The sequence below is a fragment of the Microbacterium sp. NPDC055988 genome, assembly GCF_042269505.1.
Classification (GTDB): Bacteria; Actinomycetota; Actinomycetes; order Actinomycetales; family Microbacteriaceae; genus Microbacterium.
This window is the reverse complement of sequence record NZ_JBHJXY010000001.1, coordinates 3,071,000-3,093,516: the sequence shown is the minus strand read 5'-3', so window position 1 is coordinate 3,093,516 and position 22,517 is coordinate 3,071,000. Positions and strand designations below refer to the sequence as shown.

20 protein-coding genes are annotated in these 22,517 nt (G+C 68.8%); 19 read left to right on the top strand and 1 reads right to left on the bottom strand.

The window, feature by feature from the left end:
• Positions 1 to 6: 6 nt before the first annotated feature.
• A complete protein-coding gene (locus ACFC14_RS14810; RefSeq protein WP_376105980.1) occupies positions 7 to 381 on the bottom strand; it encodes a hypothetical protein in 375 nt (124 codons plus the stop codon).
• A 233-nt stretch (positions 382 to 614) separates the two neighbouring features.
• Here ACFC14_RS14810 and efp point away from each other — a divergent pair, with 233 nt between their 5' ends.
• From efp to ACFC14_RS14715, 19 genes are all read left to right on the top strand, one after another.
• The gene (gene efp, locus ACFC14_RS14805; RefSeq protein WP_029263344.1) at positions 615 to 1,175 is read left to right on the top strand and encodes an elongation factor P; all 561 of its coding nucleotides are present in this window, start codon (positions 615 to 617) and stop codon (positions 1,173 to 1,175) included.
• A 3-nt stretch (positions 1,176 to 1,178) separates the two neighbouring features.
• Entirely contained in the window at positions 1,179 to 1,589 is a 411-nt protein-coding gene (gene nusB, locus ACFC14_RS14800) for a transcription antitermination factor NusB (protein WP_136043954.1), read from the top strand.
• Positions 1,590 to 1,636: 47 nt separating this feature from the next.
• Entirely contained in the window at positions 1,637 to 4,594 is a 2,958-nt protein-coding gene (locus ACFC14_RS14795) for a DEAD/DEAH box helicase (RefSeq protein WP_376105975.1), read from the top strand.
• 81 nt (positions 4,595 to 4,675) lie between these two features.
• Positions 4,676 to 6,253, top strand: coding sequence for a Rieske 2Fe-2S domain-containing protein (locus ACFC14_RS14790; RefSeq protein ID WP_376105972.1), 1,578 nt, complete (start codon positions 4,676 to 4,678; stop codon positions 6,251 to 6,253).
• Between the two features lie 38 nt (positions 6,254 to 6,291).
• Positions 6,292 to 6,549, top strand: a complete 258-nt coding sequence (locus ACFC14_RS14785; protein WP_376105969.1) for a hypothetical protein — start codon at positions 6,292 to 6,294, stop codon at positions 6,547 to 6,549.
• Positions 6,546 to 6,926: a type II toxin-antitoxin system VapC family toxin gene (locus ACFC14_RS14780; RefSeq protein ID WP_376105966.1), complete on the top strand. Its 381-nt coding sequence runs from the start codon at positions 6,546 to 6,548 to the stop codon at positions 6,924 to 6,926. The genes ACFC14_RS14785 and ACFC14_RS14780 overlap by 4 nt, the downstream gene beginning before the upstream one ends.
• A 69-nt stretch (positions 6,927 to 6,995) precedes the next feature.
• On the top strand, positions 6,996 to 7,526 hold the full coding sequence (gene pyrR / locus ACFC14_RS14775; RefSeq protein ID WP_376105963.1) for a bifunctional pyr operon transcriptional regulator/uracil phosphoribosyltransferase PyrR: 531 nt from the start codon (positions 6,996 to 6,998) through the stop codon (positions 7,524 to 7,526).
• Entirely contained in the window at positions 7,523 to 8,488 is a 966-nt protein-coding gene (locus ACFC14_RS14770; protein WP_376105960.1) for an aspartate carbamoyltransferase catalytic subunit, read from the top strand. Before pyrR ends, ACFC14_RS14770 begins: the two co-directional genes overlap by 4 nt.
• The gene (locus ACFC14_RS14765; RefSeq protein WP_376105957.1) at positions 8,485 to 9,789 is read left to right on the top strand and encodes a dihydroorotase; all 1,305 of its coding nucleotides are present in this window, start codon (positions 8,485 to 8,487) and stop codon (positions 9,787 to 9,789) included. Before ACFC14_RS14770 ends, ACFC14_RS14765 begins: the two co-directional genes overlap by 4 nt.
• The gene (locus tag ACFC14_RS14760) at positions 9,786 to 10,298 is read left to right on the top strand and encodes a hypothetical protein (protein WP_136043947.1); all 513 of its coding nucleotides are present in this window, start codon (positions 9,786 to 9,788) and stop codon (positions 10,296 to 10,298) included. Before ACFC14_RS14765 ends, ACFC14_RS14760 begins: the two co-directional genes overlap by 4 nt.
• On the top strand, positions 10,295 to 11,473 hold the full coding sequence (gene carA / locus ACFC14_RS14755; protein ID WP_376105954.1) for a glutamine-hydrolyzing carbamoyl-phosphate synthase small subunit: 1,179 nt from the start codon (positions 10,295 to 10,297) through the stop codon (positions 11,471 to 11,473). Before ACFC14_RS14760 ends, carA begins: the two co-directional genes overlap by 4 nt.
• A complete protein-coding gene (carB, locus tag ACFC14_RS14750; RefSeq protein ID WP_376105951.1) occupies positions 11,473 to 14,760 on the top strand; it encodes a carbamoyl-phosphate synthase large subunit in 3,288 nt (1,095 codons plus the stop codon). The genes carA and carB overlap by 1 nt, the downstream gene beginning before the upstream one ends.
• A complete protein-coding gene (pyrF, locus tag ACFC14_RS14745) occupies positions 14,757 to 15,602 on the top strand; it encodes an orotidine-5'-phosphate decarboxylase (RefSeq protein WP_376105948.1) in 846 nt (281 codons plus the stop codon). The genes carB and pyrF overlap by 4 nt, the downstream gene beginning before the upstream one ends.
• Positions 15,595 to 16,506 carry a guanylate kinase gene (gene gmk, locus ACFC14_RS14740; RefSeq protein ID WP_376105945.1) on the top strand — a complete coding sequence of 304 codons (912 nt, stop codon included), beginning with the start codon at positions 15,595 to 15,597 and terminating at the stop codon, positions 16,504 to 16,506. Before pyrF ends, gmk begins: the two co-directional genes overlap by 8 nt.
• A 66-nt stretch (positions 16,507 to 16,572) precedes the next feature.
• A complete protein-coding gene (gene rpoZ / locus ACFC14_RS14735; RefSeq protein ID WP_017204385.1) occupies positions 16,573 to 16,827 on the top strand; it encodes a DNA-directed RNA polymerase subunit omega in 255 nt (84 codons plus the stop codon).
• 88 nt (positions 16,828 to 16,915) lie between these two features.
• Positions 16,916 to 18,109 (top strand): methionine adenosyltransferase, encoded by a 1,194-nt coding sequence (metK, locus tag ACFC14_RS14730; RefSeq protein WP_376105941.1) that lies wholly within the window; start codon positions 16,916 to 16,918, stop codon positions 18,107 to 18,109.
• A 16-nt stretch (positions 18,110 to 18,125) separates the two neighbouring features.
• Positions 18,126 to 20,084 (top strand): primosomal protein N', encoded by a 1,959-nt coding sequence (locus tag ACFC14_RS14725; protein ID WP_376105938.1) that lies wholly within the window; start codon positions 18,126 to 18,128, stop codon positions 20,082 to 20,084.
• An 18-nt stretch (positions 20,085 to 20,102) separates the two neighbouring features.
• Positions 20,103 to 21,023 carry a methionyl-tRNA formyltransferase gene (fmt, locus tag ACFC14_RS14720; RefSeq protein ID WP_376105935.1) on the top strand — a complete coding sequence of 307 codons (921 nt, stop codon included), beginning with the start codon at positions 20,103 to 20,105 and terminating at the stop codon, positions 21,021 to 21,023.
• The gene (locus tag ACFC14_RS14715; RefSeq protein ID WP_376105932.1) at positions 21,020 to 22,516 is read left to right on the top strand and encodes an RsmB/NOP family class I SAM-dependent RNA methyltransferase; all 1,497 of its coding nucleotides are present in this window, start codon (positions 21,020 to 21,022) and stop codon (positions 22,514 to 22,516) included. Before fmt ends, ACFC14_RS14715 begins: the two co-directional genes overlap by 4 nt.
• Position 22,517 lies beyond the last annotated feature (1 nt).

The window sequence follows — 22,517 nt, the reverse complement described above, 5'->3', positions numbered from 1 at the left end:
GCGGTCTCAGCGCGTCAGCGGAGCCCAGACGATCATCACGCAGATCACCATTCCGACGAGCGCGATCAGCGCCATGGTCAGGAAGCAGCCTGCCAGCGCACGCAATCGGGGTGGTCCCTCACGCACCGTCCACCGGATCACCAGCATCGCGAGCAGAAGCCCGACCACGAGCGTCGCGGTCACGATGGCGATGGATTCCGCGGGGCCGCCGTCGACTGCGATGGCCACCAGGGGTACGAGACTCATGACGGCGAACAGCGCTGCGACGACGAGCCAGAGGGTTCCGGAGGATGTCCGCAGCGCCGGCTGACTGGCCACCAGCGTCGGATCCCACCCGACGTCCGGACGTCCGCTCCGTCTGCGCGCTGCTCTTCCGGACATGAGCGGCCCTCCTTTCGCCTCCAGGATGAGCGTCGCACGCGTGCACGTCAACGGGGGTGCGCGAGCATGGGCTGCGGGCGTATGTTCGGGTGCGACGGGCCGATTCGCCGTCGGCCTTCACTCGCGCGATGGACCGTACGGCAGGCAGAGTGCGGGGGGCATGCCGGTCATCCCTTAGACTCGACTGTCGGCCTCGTCCGAACCCGCAGACACACGAACGGAACTCGCAGCGCATGGCATCTACCGCAGACATCAAGAACGGCGTCGTCCTCAGCATCGACGGGCAGCTCTGGAGCGTCATCGAGTTCCAGCACGTCAAGCCCGGCAAGGGTGGCGCGTTCGTGCGTACCAAGCTGAAGAACGTCGTGTCCGGCAAGGTCGTCGACCGTACGTACAACGCGGGCGCGAAGATCGAGATCGAGAACGTCGACCGCCGCGACTACACGTACCTGTACACCGATGGTGATGGCTACGTCTTCATGGACCAGACCGACTTCGACCAGATCACGGTCGGCGCGGCGACGGTCGGCGACGCGAAGAACTTCCTGCTCGAGAACCAGGCCGTGACGATCGCCCTGAACAACGGCAACCCGCTGTACATCGACCTTCCGGCGTCCGTGATCCTCGAGATCACCTACACCGAGCCTGGCCTGCAGGGCGACCGCTCGTCGGCCGGCACCAAGCCCGCCACGCTCGAGACCGGCTACGAGATCCAGGTGCCGCTGTTCGTCGAGACCGGCACCAAGGTCAAGGTCGACACCCGTACGGGTGACTACCTCGGCCGCGAGAAGTAAGGCGTGAGCGCCCGGACGAAGGCGCGCAAGCGCGCTCTCGACATCCTGTTCTCCGCCGATGTGCGCGGGGACGACCTCGCGGTGACCCTGGCCGCCGAGGCGAAGCGCGCGGCGAGCGAGCCGGCCCGCGAGGCCTCCTGGCTCTATGCGCGCGAGATCGTCGACGGCATCATCGACCAGCGCGATGAGATCGACGAGCAGATCACGACCCACAGCCGCGACTGGAAGCTCGAGCGGATGCCGGCGGTAGACCGCGCGCTGCTCCGCATCGCCGTGTGGGAGGTCCTCTACAACGACGAGGTGCCGACGGCCGTGGCGATCGATGAGGCCGTTGAGCTCGCGAAGGAGTTCTCGACCGACGACTCCGGCGCGTTCGTGCACGGCGTCCTGGCGCGGGTGGCCCGCTCCGCCTGACCTGCCCCGCGCGAGGCACTGTCGGTGGTGCCGGAGAGGATGGGGGCATGTCCCTTGCGTCCGATCCGTCCCGCTCCGAGGGGTCATCGTCGGCGGACTGGCGGTCGATCCTCGGTTCGCCACGCGACGACGCCGAGACACCGCTCGCACTCGGCGTCGAACTGCGACTGCGTGATGGCCGAGGCGCGAACCCGTGGGCGTCCCGTCCGCAGCGCACGGCGACTGCGCGCGATGTGGCGAAGCGCACCGGCGAGATCCTGCTCGGAATCCGACCGCTCGAGAAGAGCGCGGCGACCGGGGCCTGGGTGCAGGGAGCAGCGACGTGGGACGCGGTTCGCCGCTCGCCCACGCAGTACGGTCGCGATCGGTCGCGGTGGTTCGCCGACCTGCTCAGCATCGCGCGCGACACGCTCCTCTCTGGCACGGCTGGCGACTGGCTGGTGGCCGACCTGATCGAGTCCGGCCTGCTCTGGGGGCACCTTCGCGCTGCAGACGCCGTCGGTATCCCCGTGGTCGCCACCCAGAAGAGCACGACCATCGTGCTCGCGGAGCACGCGTCGATCGGTGCGACCATCGGGCGCGGCGACGGCGGACTCATCGTGCAACCGGCCGTCACGATCGACGGCCGCGAGGTGGAGCCCTCCGCCGTGCGGCCCATCGGGCACAGCGGGGTGTACGAGGTCGCGCAACGCGGGACGAAGCTCCGCGTGACGCTAGCGGAGGTGTCGATCAGCCAACCCGTCCACGCTCTGCTCGGCGCCGGAGACGGCCTCGAGGTGCCCGCCCGCGACGAGCATGCGTTCTTCCGCGACGCCTATCCGCTGCTGGCGCGTCGCATCGATGTCCGCCCGGTCGGCCGGGTCGAGCTGCCTCCGCTCCCCGCCCCGCGAGCAGTATTGGAGCTGTCCTTCCAGCGGGGCGACACCGTCAAGTATTCGTTCGAGTGGGACTATCGCGGCTTCGGACGGGTGCCCTTCGCCCCGAGCAGCGATGCGGTGCGAGACATCGCTGCCGAAGATGCGCTCAGGGATGCGCTTCAGGCCGTGTGGACGGAACGGCTGGGGGAGGAGCTCGCACCGACGGGCGCGTTCCACGACGTCGCGGCAGCCGAGTTCGTCAGCCGTGTGGTGCCGGCACTCGAGGCCGAGGGCGTCACGGTGACCGTGACGGGTCGAAGCAAGAGCTATCACGAGCTCACGGGCGAGCCGGAGATCACGGTCACCACCGTCGAGAGCACCGACCCCGACTGGTTCGATCTCGGCGTCCTGGTGAAGATCGACGGCCGCACGATCCCGTTCGGTCCGCTCTTCACGGCATTGAGCACGGGGAAGAGGAAGCTCCTCCTCTCCGACGGCGGCTACTTCTCCCTGAACCACCGCGCGCTGGACCGTCTCCGTGAGCTGATCGAGGAGGCCGGCGAACTTGAAGAGTGGGAGACCGGTCCTCGCATCAGCCGGCACCAGACCGACCTCTGGGAGGAGTTCGAGGATCTCGCCGATGAAGCGCTCCCCGCAGTGACATGGCGGGCCACGGCCGATGGCCTGCGTCGGGCGAGCTCGGTGCCGGCGGTCGCGGTGCCGCAGGGGATCACGGCCGAACTCCGCCACTACCAGAAGGAGGGTCTGGACTGGCTCGCCTTCCTCTGGGCTCACCGCCTCGGCGGCATCCTCGCCGACGACATGGGCCTCGGCAAGACGCTGCAGCTGCTGGCGCTCATCATGCACGCGCGCGAAGCGGGGGAGCGGCGACCCTTCCTCGTCGTCGTGCCCACGTCTGTTCTCGCGACCTGGCGCGGCGAGGCCGCGCGCTTCGCGCCGACGCTGCGCGTTCGGGTCAGGGCGAGCACGCAGGGTCCCACGCTGAAGGCGGCGCTGCACGACACGGATGTCGTGATCACGACCTATGCGGTCGCACGGCTCGACGAAGACGTGTACGCCGGTGTCGAGTGGGCCGGGCTCATCCTCGACGAAGCCCAGTTCGTGAAGAACCCCGAGACCAAGCTGCATCGCGCGGTCGCGACGTTCCGCGCCGACGTCACCTTCGCGGTCACCGGAACGCCGATGGAGAACAGCCTCAGCGAGCTGTGGGCACTGCTCAAGCTGACGGCGCCGGGGCTCTTCGCCTCTGCCCGGAAGTTCCGCGAGGACTACATCCAGCCGATCGAGCAGGGCAAGGTTCCCGAGAACGAGGAGGGTGGGGAGTATCGCCAGCGCCGCCTCGAGCGGCTGCGCCGTCGCATCCGTCCACTCCTGCTGCGGCGCACGAAAGAGCTCGTCGCGCCGGAGCTGCCGGCGAAACAGGAGCAGATCCTCGAAGTCGAGCTGAGCTCTTCCCACCGGGCGCTCTACGAGGTCGTCCTTCAACGCGAGCGACAGAAGGTGCTGGGGCTGCTGGAAGACCTGGATCGCAACCGCTTCATCGTCTTCCGCTCCTTGACCCTCATGCGCATGCTCAGCCTCGCTCCCGGACTGATCGATCCGGAAGACGCCAAGATCGGCTCCCGCAAGCTCGACGTGCTCCTCGAGCGGGTGATCGAGTTGCAGGCCGAGGGTCACCGGGCTCTCGTGTTCAGCCAGTTCACCTCGTTCCTGGATATGGCTGCGGCGCGCCTCGATGCCGCAGGCATCCCGTACGCGCATCTCGATGGCTCGACGCGCCACCGTCAGAAGGTGGTCGACGGGTTCACATCGGGGGAGCAGCCGGTGTTCCTGATCAGCCTGAAGGCCGGCGGATTCGGACTCACCCTCACCGAAGCCGACTATGTCTTCCTTCTCGATCCCTGGTGGAACCCGGCCGCCGAGGCGCAGGCCGTGGACCGCACGCACCGCATCGGTCAGGACAACCAGGTGTTCGTCTACCGCATGATCGCCACGGGCACGATCGAGGAGAAGGTGCTCGAACTCCAGCGCCGGAAGGCGCGCCTGTTCACGGCGGTGCTGGACGACGAGGCACTGTTCGCGCAGTCTCTCTCCGCCGACGACATCCGCGGACTCTTCGACGCCTGACCCGATTACTCACGGCGAGGTCGACCGGTCCCACAGGGAGCCCTCGGTACAATCGAACGGTTCACTTTCGGGAGGAATGCAATGCGGATCACGGGACTCGGCCACGCCGGGATGTTCATCGAGACGTTGGGCGGGAACATCATCTGCGACCCGGTCCTCGGGCCGTCGTTCTACGGCTCCTGGTTCCCGTTCCCCGACAACCGCGGCCTCGACTGGGAGCGGTTCGGCCGCGAAGCCGACTTCCTCTGGATCTCGCACCGCCACCGCGATCACTTCGACCCGAAGCTCCTCGAGCGCTACATCCGCAAGGACATCGAGGTGCTGCTTCCGGAGTATCCGACCGATGACCTCGAGAAGGACATCCGGGCGCTCGGCTACACGAACATCACGTACGCACCGGCCGGTCAGGTGATCCAGCGCGGCGAGCTCAAGATGATGATCACGCCGCTGCGCGCGCCCAGCGACGGCCCGATCGGCGACTCCTCGCTGAGCGTCGACGACGGCACCGGCTCGGTACTCAACCAGAACGACTCGCACCCGCTCGACCTCGAGAAGCTGCTCGACTTCGGCACGCCCGATGCCTACTTCACCCAGGTGTCGGGTGCCATCTGGTGGCCCATGGTCTACGACCTGCCGCTCGACGCCAAGCAGAACTTCGCCCGGCTCAAGCGCGAGGCGCAGAACAAGCGCGCCATGTACTACATCGAGAAGGTCGACGCCCCGCACGTCTTCCCGATGGCCGGCCCGCCCATGTTCCTCCGCGACGACCTCTTCGACTTCAACGGGCTCGGCAAGAACGGCGAATCGATCTTCACGGATCAGAAGCAGTTCCTCGCGCACATGAAGGAGCTCGCGCCGCAGTACGACGGCCAGCTGTTCATTCCCGGCACCGTGGTCACGGTCGACCGGGGAGCGGTCGCGACCGAGCAGACGCTTTACACCGAGGCCGAGATCGCGCACATCTTCGATGAGAAGTGGGAGTACCTCGAGGAACAGCGCGCGAGCCGTCAGCAGGAGATCCGCGACGAGGAGGCCTCTCGTGCCGAGATCATCCCGCCGGCGGAGATGCTCGAGGCGATCAAGAACTGGTGGGAGCCGCTGCTGAAGAAGTCCCGCACGATCCGACTCGGGGTCGGCGGCTGCGTGCGCTTCCGCATCGGCGAGCTCGACATGGTCGTGGACTTCCCGCGGGCCAAGGTCCGCGAGTATGCGGGCGAGGAGTGCGTGTACTGGTACACGATCCCCGCCGACCTCGTCTCGACCAACATCGTCGACCACGAGATCGACTGGTCGAACTCGATCTTCCTCTCCATGCAGTTCTCGGTGGGGCGCAGCGGCAAGTTCAACGAGTTCCTCACCACGTTCCTCAAGTGCCTCTCGGTCGACCGCATCGAGTACGTCGAGAACTGGTACCAGGAGCAGACCGACCAGACGGAGGACGCCGAGATCGGCGACTGGGTCGTGCAGCGCCGCTGTCCGCACCTGCGCGCAGACCTCACCCGGACCGGAACGGTCGACGAAGACGGCATCCTCACGTGCAGCATGCACGACTGGAAGTGGGATCTGAAGACCGGGCGCTGCCTCTCCACCGCAGGTCACGCGATCCGTTCGTCGAAGATCGACGACGTCACCGACCCGGTGCTGCAGGAGGCGAGCTGACCTGTACCACCTCGGCATTGCGGTGGTACTCTGACGGCATGCCCACAGCCTTGACGCGGATTCAGGTCACGCAGACCGCGCAGCTCCGCGATGCTGTGGAGCTCGCGGAGCAGGAGTGGCCCGGAGTGCCGAAGTCCGAACTCGTCGCGAGGCTGGCGGTACTGGGCGCCGAGGCTCTCGCCGGCAGGCGTTCGGCAAAGCGGGCAGCGCGACGCGCCGCGCTGGAGGCGACGAGAGGAACGGTCGCGTATCCACCGGGGTACCTCGAAGAGCTCCGGAAGGACTGGCCGGAGTGATCGTGCTCGACGCCGGTGTGCTCATCGCGCACCTCTCGGTGGATGACATCCATCAGGACGCGGCGTTCGAGATCCTCGACACCGAAGAGGATCTGCTGATCCACCCGCTGACACTCGCGGAAGCTCTGGTGCACCCCGCTCGCATGGGCACGGAACTCGCCGACCTCGCGAAGATCGACTCCCTCGGGCTCTTGCGGCGCGAGGAGACGGTGGACGAAGCGGTCCACATCGCACGTCTGCGAGCCGCATCGTCCCTGAAGCTGCCGGAGTGCGCCGTCCTCGTCACAGCGGAAGCGTTCGGCGCCACGCTCGCCACGTTCGATCGTCGACTCGCGAGCGTCGCCCGCGAGCGCGGCGTCGCTGTCGTAGGTGTCTGAACGCTCCGATACACTGGCATGACAAGCAACCTTTAACACCGTCCTGTGAGGCGGAGAAGGGAGCGGCCGATGAGCATGCGCACCGTGCTGCACGAAGCCGACATCTCACGAGCGCTGACCCGCATTGCGCACGAGATCCTCGAATCCAATAGAGGTGCCGAGAACCTCGTCCTGCTGGGCATTCCGACCCGCGGCGTCACTCTCGCCCATCGCCTCGGCCTGCTGATCAGCGAGATCGCACAGCAGTCCGTCCCGGTCGGATCGCTGGATGTCACGCTGTTCCGCGATGACCTCGCCAGGCACCCGACCCGTTCCCCGCAACCCACCGAGATCCCGGTCGGCGGCATCGACGGCAAGACGGTGGTGCTCGTCGACGACGTGCTCTTCTCCGGTCGCAGCATCCGGGCCGCTCTCGACGCGATCCAGTCGATCGGACGCCCCGCGGTCGTGCGCCTGGCGATCCTGGTCGACCGCGGGCACCGCGAGCTTCCGATCCGTCCCGATTTCATCGGCAAGAACATCCCCTCCGCCCGCACCGAGCGGGTCAACGTGCGTCTCTTCGAGAACGACGGCGCCGAGGAGGTGACGATCGGCGAATGAGACACCTCCTCGACACCCGCACCCTCGACCGAGCGACCGCCCTACGTATCCTCGACGTCGCCGAAGACATGTCCGACACCCAGTCGCGCGAGGTCAAGAAGCTCCCGACACTGCGTGGTAAGACCGTCGTGAACCTCTTCTTCGAGGACTCGACCCGCACGCGCATCTCGTTCGAGGCCGCGGCCAAGCGCCTCTCCGCCGATGTCATCAACTTCGCAGCGAAAGGTTCGAGCGTCTCGAAGGGCGAGAGCCTGAAGGACACCGCGCAGACGCTCGAGGCCATCGGCGCCGATGCGGTCGTGGTGCGACACCCCGGCTCCGGTGCGCCGCAGACCCTCGCGACGAGCGGCTGGATCTCGGCCGGAGTCGTGAACGCCGGCGACGGCACGCACGAGCACCCGACCCAGGCGCTGCTCGATGCCTTCACGATCCGCAAGCGCCGCTTCGGCGCCGACAGCCGCGGCAAGGATCTGAGCGGGATGCGCGTCGTGATCGTTGGCGACGTCCTGCACTCGCGGGTCGCCCGCTCGAACGTCTGGCTCCTCACCACGCTCGGGGCCGAGGTCACCCTGGTGGCACCGCCCACGTTGGTTCCGCAGAACGTCTCGCTCTGGCCGGTGCGGGTCGTCTACGACCTCGATCAGGCCCTCGCGGACGAGCCGGATGCGGTGATGATGCTGCGCATCCAGCTGGAGCGGATGAACGCCGCGTATTTCCCGACTGAGCGGGAGTATTCCCGACGCTGGGGTCTGGACGCACGGCGTGTGGCTACTCTTCCGGGCGGTAGCATTGTGATGCACCCCGGACCCATGAACCGGGGACTGGAGATCTCCTCGGAAGCTGCCGATTCCCCCCGCTCGACGGTGCTGGAACAGGTGACGAACGGAGTGTCCGTCCGCATGGCGGTGCTGTACCTGCTGCTGGCAGGAGAACGAGACGACGAACGAGGGGGAGACCTGTGAGCGAGACCCTCGTCATCACCGGTGCGCAGCAGCTCGGTGCCGAGAGCGCCGACATCATCATCGAGGACGGCCGGATCGCCGAGATCGGCAGTGGGCTGAGCCGTTCGGGCGCTCGCGTCATCGACGCGGCGGGCCTCGTCGCGCTACCGGGTCTGGTCGACCTGCACACCCATCTGCGCGAGCCCGGCTACGAGGCATCCGAGACGATCCTCACCGGCACGAGGGCTGCGGCCGCCGGTGGCTTCACGGCCGTCTTCGCCATGCCCAACACGTCACCGGTCGCCGACACCGCGGGTGTGGTCGAGCAGGAACTCGCGCTCGGCGAAGCTGCCGGCTACGCCACCGTGCAGCCCATCGGCGCGGTGACCGTCGGCCAGAAGGGCGAGCGTCTCGCCGAGCTGGGCGCGATGGCGACCTCGCGCGCGCAGGTCCGCGTCTTCAGCGACGACGGCTTCTGCGTGTTCGACCCGCTGATCATGCGCCGCGCGCTGGAGTACGTGAAGTCCTTCGGGGGCGTCATCGCCCAGCACGCGCAGGATCCCCGCCTCACCGAGGGCGCCCAGATGAACGAGGGCACCGTCTCGGCAGAGCTGGGCCTCGCCGGCTGGCCCGCTGTCGCCGAGGAGTCGATCATCGCCCGCGACGTGCTGCTCGCCGAGCATGTCGGTTCGCGCCTGCACGTGTGCCACCTCTCGACCGCGGGCTCGGTGGACATCATCCGGTGGGCCAAGAAGCGCGGCATCGACGTGACGGCCGAGGTCACCCCTCACCACCTGCTGCTGACCGACGAGCTCGTGCGCGGATACGACGCACGCTTCAAGGTGAACCCACCCCTGCGTCGGGAAGAAGACGTGCTGGCCGTGCGCGAGGGCCTCGCCGACGGCACGATCGACATCGTCGCCACCGACCACGCCCCGCACCCGAGCGAACACAAGGCATGCGAGTGGCAGGCCGCCGCGAACGGCATGGTGGGCCTCGAGAGCGCGCTGCGGGTGGTGCACCAGTCGATGGTGCAGACCGGGCTGCTCGAGTGGTCCGACGTGGCACGCGTGATGAGCGCCACGCCGGCGCGCATCGGCCGGCTCGCCGGCCACGGCACGCCGCTGGAGGTCGGTCAGCCCGCCCAGATCACCCTGTACGACGCCTCCGTCGACGGCGTCTTTACGGAGGCGGACCTGCACGGTCGTAGCGTGAACTCGCCGTACCTCGGCCGCGCTCTTCCCGGCCGCGTCGAATACACGATCCACGGCGGCATCCTCACGGTCGACGGCGGCAGCGTCGTCGAGGAGCTTCGCGCATGAGCGCTCGGGACCTCGCCGTCGCGATCACGATCGCGGTCGCGCTCCTGGTGCTGCTCGCGATGCTGTTCGCCTGGCGACGACGAATCCGCCGCGACTCCGTGTTCACGGCCCCGCTGGGGGTTCCGGAGCACGCGGAGGTCTCCCGCCGCGACGAGGTGCTGTACGTGTCGACGACACGGCACGAGCAGCCGCTCGAGCGTCTGGCGGTCTCGCCTCTCGCGTACCGGGCCCGCGGTGAACTCGCCCTCACGGATCGCGGCATCGCCCTCTGCCTCGACGGCGCGCCGACGGTGTTCCTCGCGAACGCCCGGCTCGTGGCCGTCGACCGCGCAACGGTCACGATCGACCGGGTCGTCGAGCCCGGCGGCCTCGTGCGCATCGCCTGGAACATCGACGACGACACGATCGTCGACAGCTACCTGCGGCTCGCCACCGGCGACCCGCAGACACTCATCTCCGACCTGCAGCGGCTCGTCCCCGCCGCCCCCGACACAGGAGCAACGTCATGACACTCTCGACACCCCCCGGACAGGCCTCTGCGGCCCAGCTCCCCGATCCCGCCGTCCTCGTCCTGGAAGACGGCACCCGCCACACCGGACGCGCATACGGCGCCCGCGGCCGGACCCTCGGTGAGGTCGTCTTCGCGACCGGCATGTCCGGCTACCAGGAGACGATCACCGATCCCTCCTACGCGGGCCAGATCGTGCTGCAGACCGCGCCGCACATCGGCAACACCGGCATGAACGACGAGGACGCGGAATCCCGCCGCATCTGGGTCGCCGGCTACATCGTGCGCGACCCTTCGCGCGTGGTCTCCAACTGGCGTGCGAACGCCTCGCTCGACGACGTGCTCGTCGAAGACGGCGTCGTGGGCATCAGCGGCATCGACACCCGTTCGATCACCCGCCACATCCGCTCGGCCGGCTCCATGCGCGGCGGGATCTTCTCCGGCGCGGACGCCGCCCTCGATCCGGAGGAGCAGGTGCGCATCGTCCGGGAAGCGCCGGAGATGGCGGGTCGCAACCTCTCCGCGGAGGTCTCCGTCGACGTCGCGACCATCACGACGGCCATGGGGAACCGGATCGGCAACCTCGCCGTGCTCGACCTCGGTGTGAAGCAGGCGACGATCGACAACCTGGCCGCCCGCGGCTTCGAGGTGCACGTGCTCCCGCAGGACGTGACGATCGACGAGATCCGCGCGATCGACCCCGTCGCCGTCTTCTACTCGAACGGCCCCGGAGACCCGGCGGCCTCCGGCGACCACGTCGAACTGCTCCGCTCGGTGTTGGACGACGGCCTCCCGTTCTTCGGGATCTGCTTCGGCAACCAGCTGCTGGGTCGCGCGCTCGGCCTGGGCACCTACAAGCTGCCCTTCGGCCACCGCGGCATCAACCAGCCGGTGCTCGACAAGGAGACCGGGAAGGTCGAGATCACGGCCCACAACCACGGGTTCGCGGTCGAGGCGCCCCTGGAGGGCTCGTTCGACAGCCCGAACGGCTACGGCAAGGTCGAGGTCAGCCACGTCGGCCTCAACGACAACGTCGTGGAGGGACTCCGCGCCCTCGACATCCCGGCCTTCTCGGTGCAGTACCACCCCGAGGCGGCTGCCGGCCCGCACGACGCCAATTACCTCTTCGACAGGTTCCGCGACCTGGTCATCGCAAGCCAGAAGGACTCCAAGTAATGCCCAAGCGCGACGACATCAACTCCGTCCTCGTCATCGGCTCCGGCCCGATCGTCATCGGCCAGGCCTGCGAGTTCGACTACTCCGGCACCCAGGCGTGCCGCGTGCTCCGCGAGGAGGGCGTCCGGGTCATCCTGGTCAACTCCAACCCGGCCACCATCATGACCGATCCCGACTTCGCCGACGCGACGTACATCGAGCCGATCACGTGGCAGGTCATCGAGACGATCATCGCGAAGGAGCGCCCCGACGCGATCCTCCCGACCCTCGGTGGTCAGACCGCGCTCAACGCCGCGATCGAGCTGCACAACCACGGCATCCTGGAGAAGTACGACGTCGAGCTCATCGGCGCCAACTTCGAGGCGATCAACAAGGGCGAGGATCGTCAGATCTTCAAGCAGCTGGTGCTCGACGCCGGCGCCGACGTGGCGGACTCCCGCATCGCCCACACGATGGACGAGGTCCTGGCGGCCGCCGACGAGCTCGGCTACCCGCTGGTCGTCCGCCCGAGCTTCACGATGGGCGGCCTGGGCTCCGGGTTCGCGTACGACGAGAGCGACCTGCGTCGCATCGCCGGCGCGGGCCTGCGCGACTCGCCCACGACCGAGGTTCTCCTGGAGGAGTCGATCCTCGGTTGGAAGGAGTACGAGCTCGAGCTCATGCGGGACACGGCCGACAACACGGTCGTCGTCTGCTCGATCGAGAACGTCGACCCGGTCGGCGTGCACACGGGTGACTCGATCACCGTTGCGCCCGCGCTGACTCTCACCGACCGCGAGTACCAGAAGATGCGCGACATCGGCATCGACATCATTCGCGCCGTCGGCGTCGACACCGGTGGCTGCAACATCCAGTTCGCGGTGGACCCGTCGAACGGCCGCATCATCGTCATCGAGATGAACCCGCGCGTGTCGCGCTCCAGCGCCCTGGCCTCGAAGGCGACGGGATTCCCGATCGCCAAGCTCGCTGCCAAGCTCGCGCTCGGCTACCGTCTCGACGAGATCCCGAACGACATCACCGGTGTGACGCCGGCGAGCTTCGAGCCCACACTCGACTACGTCGTCGTCAAGGTGCCGCGCTTCGCGTTCGAGAAGTTTCCGGCAGCCGACGCGACGCTGACCACCACCATGAAGTCGGTGGGCGAGGCGATGGCGATCGGCCGCAACTACGCGACCGCCCTCCAGAAGGCCCTGCGTTCCCTGGAGAAGCGCGGATCGAGTTTCCACTGGGGCGCCGAGGAGCGTTCGGTGGAGGAGCTGCTCGAGATCTCGAAGATCCCGACCGACGGTCGGATCGTGACGCTGCAGCAGGCCCTGCGCAAGGGTGCGACCGTCGAGCAGGCGTTCGATGCGACGGCCATCGACCCGTGGTTCCTCGACCAGATCGTGCTCATCAACGAGGTGGCCGAGATCGTGCGGACGGCTCCCGAGCTGGATGCCGCGACACTCCGCTACGCCAAGGAGCACGGATTCTCCGACGCCCAGCTCGCCGAGCTCCGGGGCATCACCGAGGCAGAGGTCAGGGGCGTGCGTCACGGCCTCGGCATCCGCCCGGTGTACAAGACGGTCGACACCTGCGCCGGTGAGTTCCCGGCTCTGACGCCGTACCACTACTCGAGCTACGACTTCGAGACCGAGGTCGCGCCGTCCGAGCGGACCAAGGTCGTCATCATCGGATCAGGCCCGAACCGCATCGGCCAGGGTGTGGAGTTCGACTACTCCTGCGTGCACGCCTCGTTCGCGCTGTCGGATGCCGGATTCGAGACCGTGATGGTCAACTGCAACCCGGAGACCGTGTCGACCGACTACGACACCTCCGACCGCCTGTACTTCGAGCCGCTGACGCTCGAAGACGTGCTGGAGGTGCTGGACGCAGAAGCAGCGAGCGGCACCATCCTCGGCGTCGTGTGCCAGCTCGGCGGACAGACTCCGCTCGGGCTCGCGAAGGGCATCGAGGCCGCCGGCTACACGGTGCTCGGCACCAGCCCCGAGGCGATCGATCTGGCTGAAGAGCGCGAGCTCTTCTCCCGACTGCTCGATGAGGCAGGTCTCGTCGCGCCGCGCAACGGCACCGCGATCGACGTCGAGGGTGCCGTGCGCATCGCCGAGGAGATCGGCTACCCCGTGCTGGTGCGCCCGAGCTTCGTCCTCGGCGGCCGCGGTATGGAGATCGTGTACGACACCGCTTCGCTGCGCGACTACTTCGTGCGCACCGCGGGCGAGGTCGTCATCGAGGAGGGCAAGCCGCTCCTGGTCGACCGCTTCCTCGACGACGCGATCGAGCTCGACGTGGACGCGCTCTACGACGGCACCGACCTGTACATCGGCGGCGTCATGGAGCACCTCGAAGAGGCCGGCATCCACTCGGGCGACTCCAGCTGCACGCTGCCGCCGGTCTCGCTCGGCCGCACCGACGTCGACCGCGTGCGCGAGGCCACTCTCGCGATCGCGAAGGGCGTCGGCGTGCGCGGACTGCTGAACGTGCAGTTCGCCATCAGCGCCGGAGTGCTCTACGTCATCGAGGCGAACCCTCGCGCCAGCCGCACCGTGCCGTTCGTGTCGAAGGCTCTCGGTATCCCGATGGCCAAGGCGGCCAGCCGCATCATGACCGGATCCACGGTCGCCGAGCTGCGTGCCGAGGGCATGCTCCCGGAGCAGGACGGATCCCGCGTGCCCCTCGACGCTCCGGTGTCGGTCAAGGAGGCCGTGCTCCCGTTCAAGCGCTTCCGCACGGCAGACGGCAAGACCGTCGATTCCATCCTCGGCCCGGAGATGCGCTCGACCGGAGAGGTCATGGGCATCGACCGCGACTTCCCGACGGCTTTCGCGAAGAGCCAGGCAGCGGCCTACGGTGGCATGCCCACCTCGGGAACCGTGTTCATCTCGGTCGCCGACTCGGACAAGCGCGCCGTGATCTTGCCCGCGCACCGTCTGCAGCAGTTGGGCTTCAACATCGTCGCGACCGAGGGCACCGCCGAGATCCTCTCCCGCAACGGCATCGCCGTGACCCTCGTGGAGAAGTACAGCGCCACGCAGGAATCGGGGGCGAAGAACATCGTCGACCTCATCAACGAGGGAGCGATCGACATCGTCGTCAACACCCCGTCGGGTGGGGCCGCTCGTGCAGACGGCTATGAGATCCGCGCGGCGGCCGTCGCCGCGGACAAGGCGCTGTTCACGACCATGGCCGTGCTCGGCGCGGCCGTGAGCGGCATGGACGCGGCCCACGAGGGCTTCCAGGTGAAGAGCCTGCAGGAGTACGCGTTGGACCGGAAGGCGGCACTGTGAGCGAACGCTTCGGCGAGCGGGTCCGCGCGGCGCTGCACGCGCGCGGACCGCTCTGCGTCGGCATCGACCCCCACGCCGCGCTGCTCGCGGCGTGGGGATTGACCGACGACGCGCAGGGCGTTCGTGAGTTCGGTCTGCGCACTGTCGAGGCCGCTTCTGGGCGGGTGGGCATCGTCAAGCCGCAGGTCTCGTTCTTCGAGCGCTTCGGTTCGCAGGGCATCGCTGCGCTCGAGGACGTTCTCACTGCGGCACGCGCAGCCGGCCTTCTCGTGATCGCCGACGCCAAGCGGGGGGACATCGGATCGACGATGGATGACTATGCGCGCGCGTGGCTCACCCCGGGCTCTCCGCTCGAAGCCGACGCGCTCACGGTCAACCCGTTCCTCGGCGTCGGCGCTCTCGACGGAGCATTCGCTCTGGCCGCCGACCACGGCAAGGGGCTCTTCGTGCTCGCCGCGACCAGCAACCCGGAAGCCGAGACGCTCCAACGCTCCGTGAACCCGTCCGGTGACACGGTGTCCGCCTCGGTCATCGCCGAGGTGACGGCCCGCAACGTCCAGTCGTCTCCGGCAGGGGAGTGGGGGAGCTTCGGCTTCGTCATCGGTGCGACGGTGGACTGGGAGCGGGCCGGAATCTCCGCGTTCACTCCGGCTGCCCCCATCCTCGCCCCGGGCTTCGGCGCGCAGGGAGCGACGCCGGCTGATCTCCGCGCCCGCTTCGGCGCGATGAGCGATGCGGTGATCGCGAGCGAGAGCCGCAGCCTGCTCTCGGCCGGTCCCGTCGACCTGGCCGAGGCGATCACCGCACGCGCCGCCGAGTACCTCGAGGTGGCCGGTGTCTGACGCGCAGCGCACGGTTCCCGAGGTCGACAGGGCCGCGGCGGCACGACGCGCCGTGGAGCGTCGACGCGCCAGGGCTTCGGTCAAGCGCGACCTCACGATGCGGGTGGTGACCCCGCAGGCGGTGCTGCACCGAGCCACGGCGGACGCCGACTCTGTCGAAGGCTCGATGCGCATCACCGATTTCCTCCTCGCTCTCCCCGCGATCGGGGCAGGCAAGCGCGACCGGGTGCTGGACGAGCTCCAGATCTCGCCGGTGAAGCGCCTCGGTGGGCTCGGAGCTCGGCAGCGCCGAGTGCTGGAGGAATGGCTGGACACACGCTTCCCCGTGCCGACTCCGCGCGGTGCACGCAGCCGCCTGTTGGTGCTCGCCGGACCCACGGCCGTGGGCAAGGGCACCGTCGCCGCACACATCCGGGAGCACAACCCGGAGATCCATCTGTCGGTGTCGGCGACCACGCGGCCTCCGCGCCCGGGGGAGATCGACGGCGTGCACTACTACTTCGTGGACGACGCGGAGTTCGACCGGCTGATCGCCGAGGACGAGCTCCTCGAGTACGCCGTAGTCCACAACCGCTCCCGTTATGGAACGCCCCGTGCGCCGATCGATGAAGCGCTGGCCGCGGGCAAGACCGTCCTGCTCGAGATCGATCTGCAGGGCGCACGTCAGGTGCGGGCCGCAGAACCGGCCGCGACACTCATCTTCCTGCTGCCTCCGAGCTGGGACGAGCTGGTGCATCGGCTGGTCGGCCGCGGCACCGAGGATGCCGAGGAGCGCGCCCGCCGATTGCGCACCGCGAAGGGCGAACTCGCCGCTCAGAACGAGTTCGATCACCTCATCGTGAACGAGGACGTCGCCACTGCGGCCCGCGAGGTCGTAGAATTGTCTTCAAGCTCTGCGCGCTGAGCGTCTTCGCGCGCCATTTCGCACCGACTTCGCGACGATCCCGTCGCCTGACCAGGAGGTCTCACCATGGCCGGACACAACAACGGCATCATCGATCCCCCCATCGACAACCTGCTCGACCGCGTCGATTCCAAGTACGAGCTCGTCATCTACGCCGCGAAGCGCGCGCGCCAGATCAACGACTACTACTCGGACCTGCACGAGGGCAACCTGTTCGACAACGTGGGTCCGCTGGTCGACTCCTCCGTCGAGGACAAGCCGCTCACCATCGCGCTGCACGAGATCAACGAGGACAAGCTCCGCCTGCGTCACGCAGAGTGATATTCGAGGCCGCGCCTCCCTTCTGTCGGAGGCGCGGTCCAGAATGGGTGCAACACCCTCCCTCTGTCCATCCCGTTCTGGAGTTTCGATGAGCGCCCTGCGTCTGTTCACGTCCGAGTCCGTCACCGAAGGGCACCCGGACAAGATCTGCGATCAGATCTCGGACAGCATCCTCGACGGGCTCATCGCCAAAGACAGCGGGTCCCGCGTCGCTGTCGAGACGCTCGTCACGACGGGCCTCGTGCACGTCGCCGGCGAGATCCGCACCGATGCCTACGTCGACATCCCCACGATCGTCCGCCAGGTCGTGAACGGCATCGGCTACACGTCCAGTGAGACCGGCTTCGACGGCGACTCCTGCGGTGTCAGCGTCTCGGTGGGCGAGCAGTCGACCGACATCGCCCACGGCGTCGACAGCGCTCAGGAGCATCGCGACGGATCGTCCGTGGACCCGCTCGACGCCCTCGGCGCGGGCGACCAGGGCATCATGTTCGGCTTCGCGACGAACGAGACGCCGCAGCTCATGCCGATGGCTGCCTGGACCGCGCACCGGCTCGCCGAGCGGCTGACCGAGGTGCGCCGCTCCGGCGTGCTGCCGTTCCTGCGGCCCGACGGCAAGACGCAGGTGACGCTCGGCTACGACGGCTTCACGCCGAAGACCGTCGATGCCGTCGTGGTCTCGACCCAGCATCACCCCGACATCTCGCAGGAAGACCTCCAGGCTCAGGTTCGCCAGCACGTGATCGATCCCGTGCTCGCCACGACCGGCCTCGACCTCGACGACGTCACCCTCTACATCAATCCGGCCGGCCCCTTCGTCACTGGTGGCCCCAAGGGAGACGCCGGGCTCACCGGCCGCAAGATCATCATCGACACCTACGGCGGAGCCTCCCGCCACGGCGGGGGAGCCTTCAGCGGGAAAGACCCGTCGAAGGTCGACCGCTCCGGCGCCTACGCGACCCGATGGGTGGCGAAGAACGCGGTGGCGGCGGGGCTCGCAGACCGCCTCGAGGTGCAGATCGCCTATGCGATCGGCGTCGCGCGTCCGGTCGGCCTCTACGTCGAGACGTTCGGCACCGGAAAGGTTTCCGACGAGGTCATCACGCAGGCGATCACCTCGGTGTTCGATCTGCGCCCGCAGGCGATCATCGAGCAGCTCGATCTGCTGCGCCCGATCTACGCCCAGACGGCCGCGTACGGCCATTTCGGTCGCGAACTCCCCGACTTCACCTGGGAGCGGACGGATCGCGTCGACGAGCTGCGCCGCGCTGCCGGGCTCTGATAGGACCGCGGCCCTGATGCCTGCCGAGAGCCGGCGCATCGCGCGCGTGCTCCTCGATTCACCTCTGCCCCAACTCGATCGACTCTTCGACTACGCGCTCCCTGCGGAACTGGGGGATGTGCCGCTCGGAGTCCGCGTCCGAGTGCCGCTGCGCACCGCCGGGCGCGTGATCGACGGCTATATCGTCGAGATCGGCACCGAAGACGACGCCGACCGCCCGCTCTCCGAGGTCGAGAGCGTGGTGTCCGAGGTCGCCGTGCTTCCGGAACGCCTGCACACCCTCGCCCGCCGCGTGGCGGACCGGGCTGCAGGATCGGCGTCCGACGTGCTGCGCCTCGTGATCCCCAAGCGCCAGGTGCGCGTCGAGAAGGCGTGGACCGCCGACACCCCGGTCGAGACACCCGATGCGGAGTCGCTCGAGGCAGCGGAGAGCACCGTCGGACTGTACGAAGGACTCGGCGCCGTCCTCGAGACGGGCGGTCGCGCGGCGGTGGAGGCGATACCCCAGCTCGTCGACGGTGTGCAGGGGTGGGCTCGACTACTGGCATCTTCCGCAGCTCGGATGCTCGCTGCGGGGAAGTCTTCGATTATCGTCGTCCCCGACAGTCGTGATCTGGACCGGCTCCTCGCCGCGCTCGACACTCTTATCCCTGCTGAGGCGGTCGTGCGTCACGACTCCCGACAGACGAACCCCGATCGCTACCGCGGATTCCTGCGCACGCTCGAAGACGCCCCGTGCATCGTGGTGGGCAATCGCTCGGCGGTGTACTCCCCGGTCGTGGCGGGGCTGGTCGCGATCTGGGACGACGGTGATCCTCTCCTGGGGGAGCCGTTGGCCCCGTACGTCAACGCGCGAGACGCGGCTCTCCTCCGCCAGGAGCTCGAGGGGTCGGCGCTCATCTTCGCCGGGCACACGCGGACGACCGATGTGGAGCGTCTCGTGGTACTCGGTTGGCTGCAGGATGTCAGGGCGGCGCGCCGTGTGCTCCCTCGTGTCGTGCTCAGCACACCGCAGGAGATGGAGCAGCCGACGGCTCAGCGGATGCCGTCCTCGGCGTTTCTCGCTGCCCGTACCGCGGCGGCTGAAGGACCGGTGCTCGTCCAGGTCTCGCGACCCGGTTTCTCTCCCTCGCTGGTGTGCGCCGAGTGCCGGGCGCCGGCGCGATGTGCCCACTGCGGTGGCCCGCTCGGCGCGAAGCACCGTGGTGCCGTGCCGGTGTGCGGCTGGTGCGGCCGAGCCGCCAGCGCCTGGACGTGCCCCGCATGCTCCTCGACCAAGCTGAGACTCGCCTCCTCGGGCAGCGAGCGCACCGCCGACGAGCTGGGGCGCGCGTTCCCGGGCGTACGGGTGATCGTGGCCGACGGTGCGCACCCGGTCGAACGCGTGCCGGCGAAACCTGCACTGGTGGTCGCGACCAGAGGCGCCGAGCCGATCGCCGACGGCGGGTACCGTGCAGTCGTCCTGCTCGACGGCCCTCGAATGCTCCAGGCGCCCGATCTCCGTGTCGCCGAGTCATGTCTTCGCTGGTGGTCGAACGCGACCGCCCTTGCCGCACCCGGCGCGCCCATCCACCTGGTCGGGGTCAACGGGGCCGCGGCGAAGGCACTCGCGACGTGGAACCAGGCGGGCCATGCTCGGTCGGAACTGGAGAGCAGAGCACCGCTGCACATGCCCCCGACGACCAGGGTGGCTCTGGTCCAGGGCTCGGTTCCGGCGGTCTCGAACGCTCTCGCCGCGCTCACCGAGCTCGCCCTCCCCGCCGACGCGGTACTCGGCCCTGTTCCCGTCGAGTCCGGCGACATCCCGCCTCGGGTGCGAGCGCTCGTGAGGTTCGACTACGGCTCGGGCGCTCGCGTCGCGACCGCCCTGCGCGCGGCCGTCGTCGCCGAAGCGGTGAGCGGCCGTCGTCGAAAGGGGCGTGCGACCAAGAGCACGCTCTCCGTCCGCCTCGATATCCTCGAACCAGAGCTCTGAACCATCCGGAGAACCTTCATGCGCCTCGTCTTCGCCGGCACACCCGCTGCCGCCGTGCCCACCCTGCGACGTCTCGCGACCTCGCATGACATCGCCGCGGTCGTCACGCGGCCCGATGCCCCGCTCGGCCGACGGCGGGTGCTGACGCCGTCCCCGGTCGCCCAGGCCGCTCTCGAACTCGGTCTCCCCGTGATCAAGACCGCGCGGCTCGACGACGCCGCGACGGCCGAGATCTCGGCGCTGCAGGTCGAACTCGGAGTGATCGTCGCGTACGGCGGGCTGGTGCGCGAGCCATTGCTCTCCGCCCCGACTGCCGGGTGGATCAACCTCCACTTCTCGCTGTTGCCTGCATGGCGCGGCGCCGCTCCGGTGCAGCGTGCGCTCATCGCGGGGGATCGGGTGCTCGGAGCGAGCGTCTTCCAGCTCGTCGCCGAGCTCGATGCCGGCGATGTCTTCGCCACCCGCGAGGTCGACGTTCCCGAGACGGCGACTGCAGGTGAGGCGCTCGAGGCGCTCGCGCTGGACGGAGCAGAGCTCACCGCTGAGGTGGTATCGGGGATCGCGGCGGGCACGGCTCGGGCGGTGTCCCAGGAGGGTGAGCCGACCTTCGCCGCCAAGCTCACGCTCGCCGACGGGCTGCTCGATTGGAACCAGTCGCTCGACGCCGTGTTCGCGAGGTTCCGTGGTGTGACCCCTGAACCGGGTGCGCACACGACCATCGCCGGTCAGCCCCTCAAGGTGCTCGAGGCGGTTCCCGCACCGGATGCCGAATCGCTGCCGCCCGGGCGTCTCCGGGGCACCAAGACTGCCCTCCACATCGGCACGGGCACCGCGCCGCTCTCCGTCACCAGGGTGCAGCCTGCGGGCAAGGGACCGATGAACGCGGTCGACTGGTGGCGCGGTCTGCGCGGGGGCGACGACCTGGTGGCCGGATCATGAGCGACGAGCGACGGGACCGTCGACGCCCGCCGTCCAACGGTCGACCTCGTGGTGCGCAAGGCTCTGCGGAGGGACAGCGCAGCGGTCAGCGCGGTCCCGCTCGTACCGTGCAGCCCGCGAGACGCGTGGCGTACGACGTGCTGCGTGCGGTATCCGAGACCGATGCCTACGCGAACCTCGTGCTTCCCTCGGCGATCGCCGAGGCGAAGCTCACCCCCCAGGACGCGGCGCTCGCGACCGAACTGACATACGGCACCCTGCGACGGCTCGGAACCTATGACGCGATCATCGCCTCGGCGGCCGATCGCTCGACCGACAGCATCGATCCCGCGGTTCTCGATGCGCTCCGGCTCGCCGTGCACCAGCTGGTCGCGACACGTGTCGCCTCGCACGCCGCGGTGAACGAATCCGTGAATCTGGTCGCCGTGGAGTCCGGTCGGGGAGCATCGAGTTTCGCGAACGCGGTTCTGCGGCGCATCACCCGGGATTCGGCCGAGGCCTGGCAGGAGCGCGTCGAAGAGCACGCCCGCTCCGACGACGAGCGCCTGGCGCTGCGCTCCGCGCACCCGGTCTGGGTCATCCGGGCCCTCCGTCGAGCCCTCGCTGCGGAGGGGCGCGACGCCGAGCTCGACGCCCTCCTCGACGCCGACAACGCCTCGCCAGACGTGACGCTCGTCGCCCTGCCCGGCCTCGCGGAGCCCGGCGAGCCCCGTCTGCCCTACGCACCGACGGCGTTCGCGTCTCCCGGTGGCGATCCGCGTCTGTCGGTCGAGGCCTCAGGCGGCACGGTCCGGGTGCAGGACGAGGGCTCGCAGCTCGTCGCGCTCGCCCTGGCCGGTGTCTCGCCCATCACAGCGGGGGAGCGCTGGCTCGATCTCTGCGCCGGTCCGGGAGGGAAGACCGCGCTCCTGGCGGCGATCGCGCTCCGGGAAGACGTCACCCTCGAGGCCAACGAGGTCGTCCCCGTCCGAGCGCGCCTGGTGCGCAAGGCGCTCCGCGCAGTTCCCGGCGAGATCGTGGTGCACGAGCAGGACGGTCGCGCCCTCGCGGCTTCTCGGCCCGGTGAGTTCGACCGGATCCTCGTGGACGCGCCGTGCACGGGACTCGGCGCGCTGCGTCGTCGCCCCGAGGCGCGCTGGCGCAAGTCGCCCGCCGACGTCGCCGAGCTCGTGCCGCTCCAGGTGGAGCTGCTCTCGGCCGCCCTCGACGCACTCGCTCCGGGCGGGATCGTCGCGTACGTCACGTGCTCACCGCATCTGGCCGAGACCACGGGGGTCGTGCAGGAGGTGCTGCGCGGCCGCGGCGACATCGTCGAACTCGACGCGCGTGCAGCGGTCGCCGACGTCTCCCGGTCGCCGATCGACCTCGCGACCGAGGGTCGATCCGGCTCCGGCAGCGCTCAGCTCTGGCCGCACCGGCACGGCACCGATGCCATGTTCCTCGCGCTCCTGCAGCGCTCCGCACCCGTCATCACCGCAGAGAAGGAAGACTAGG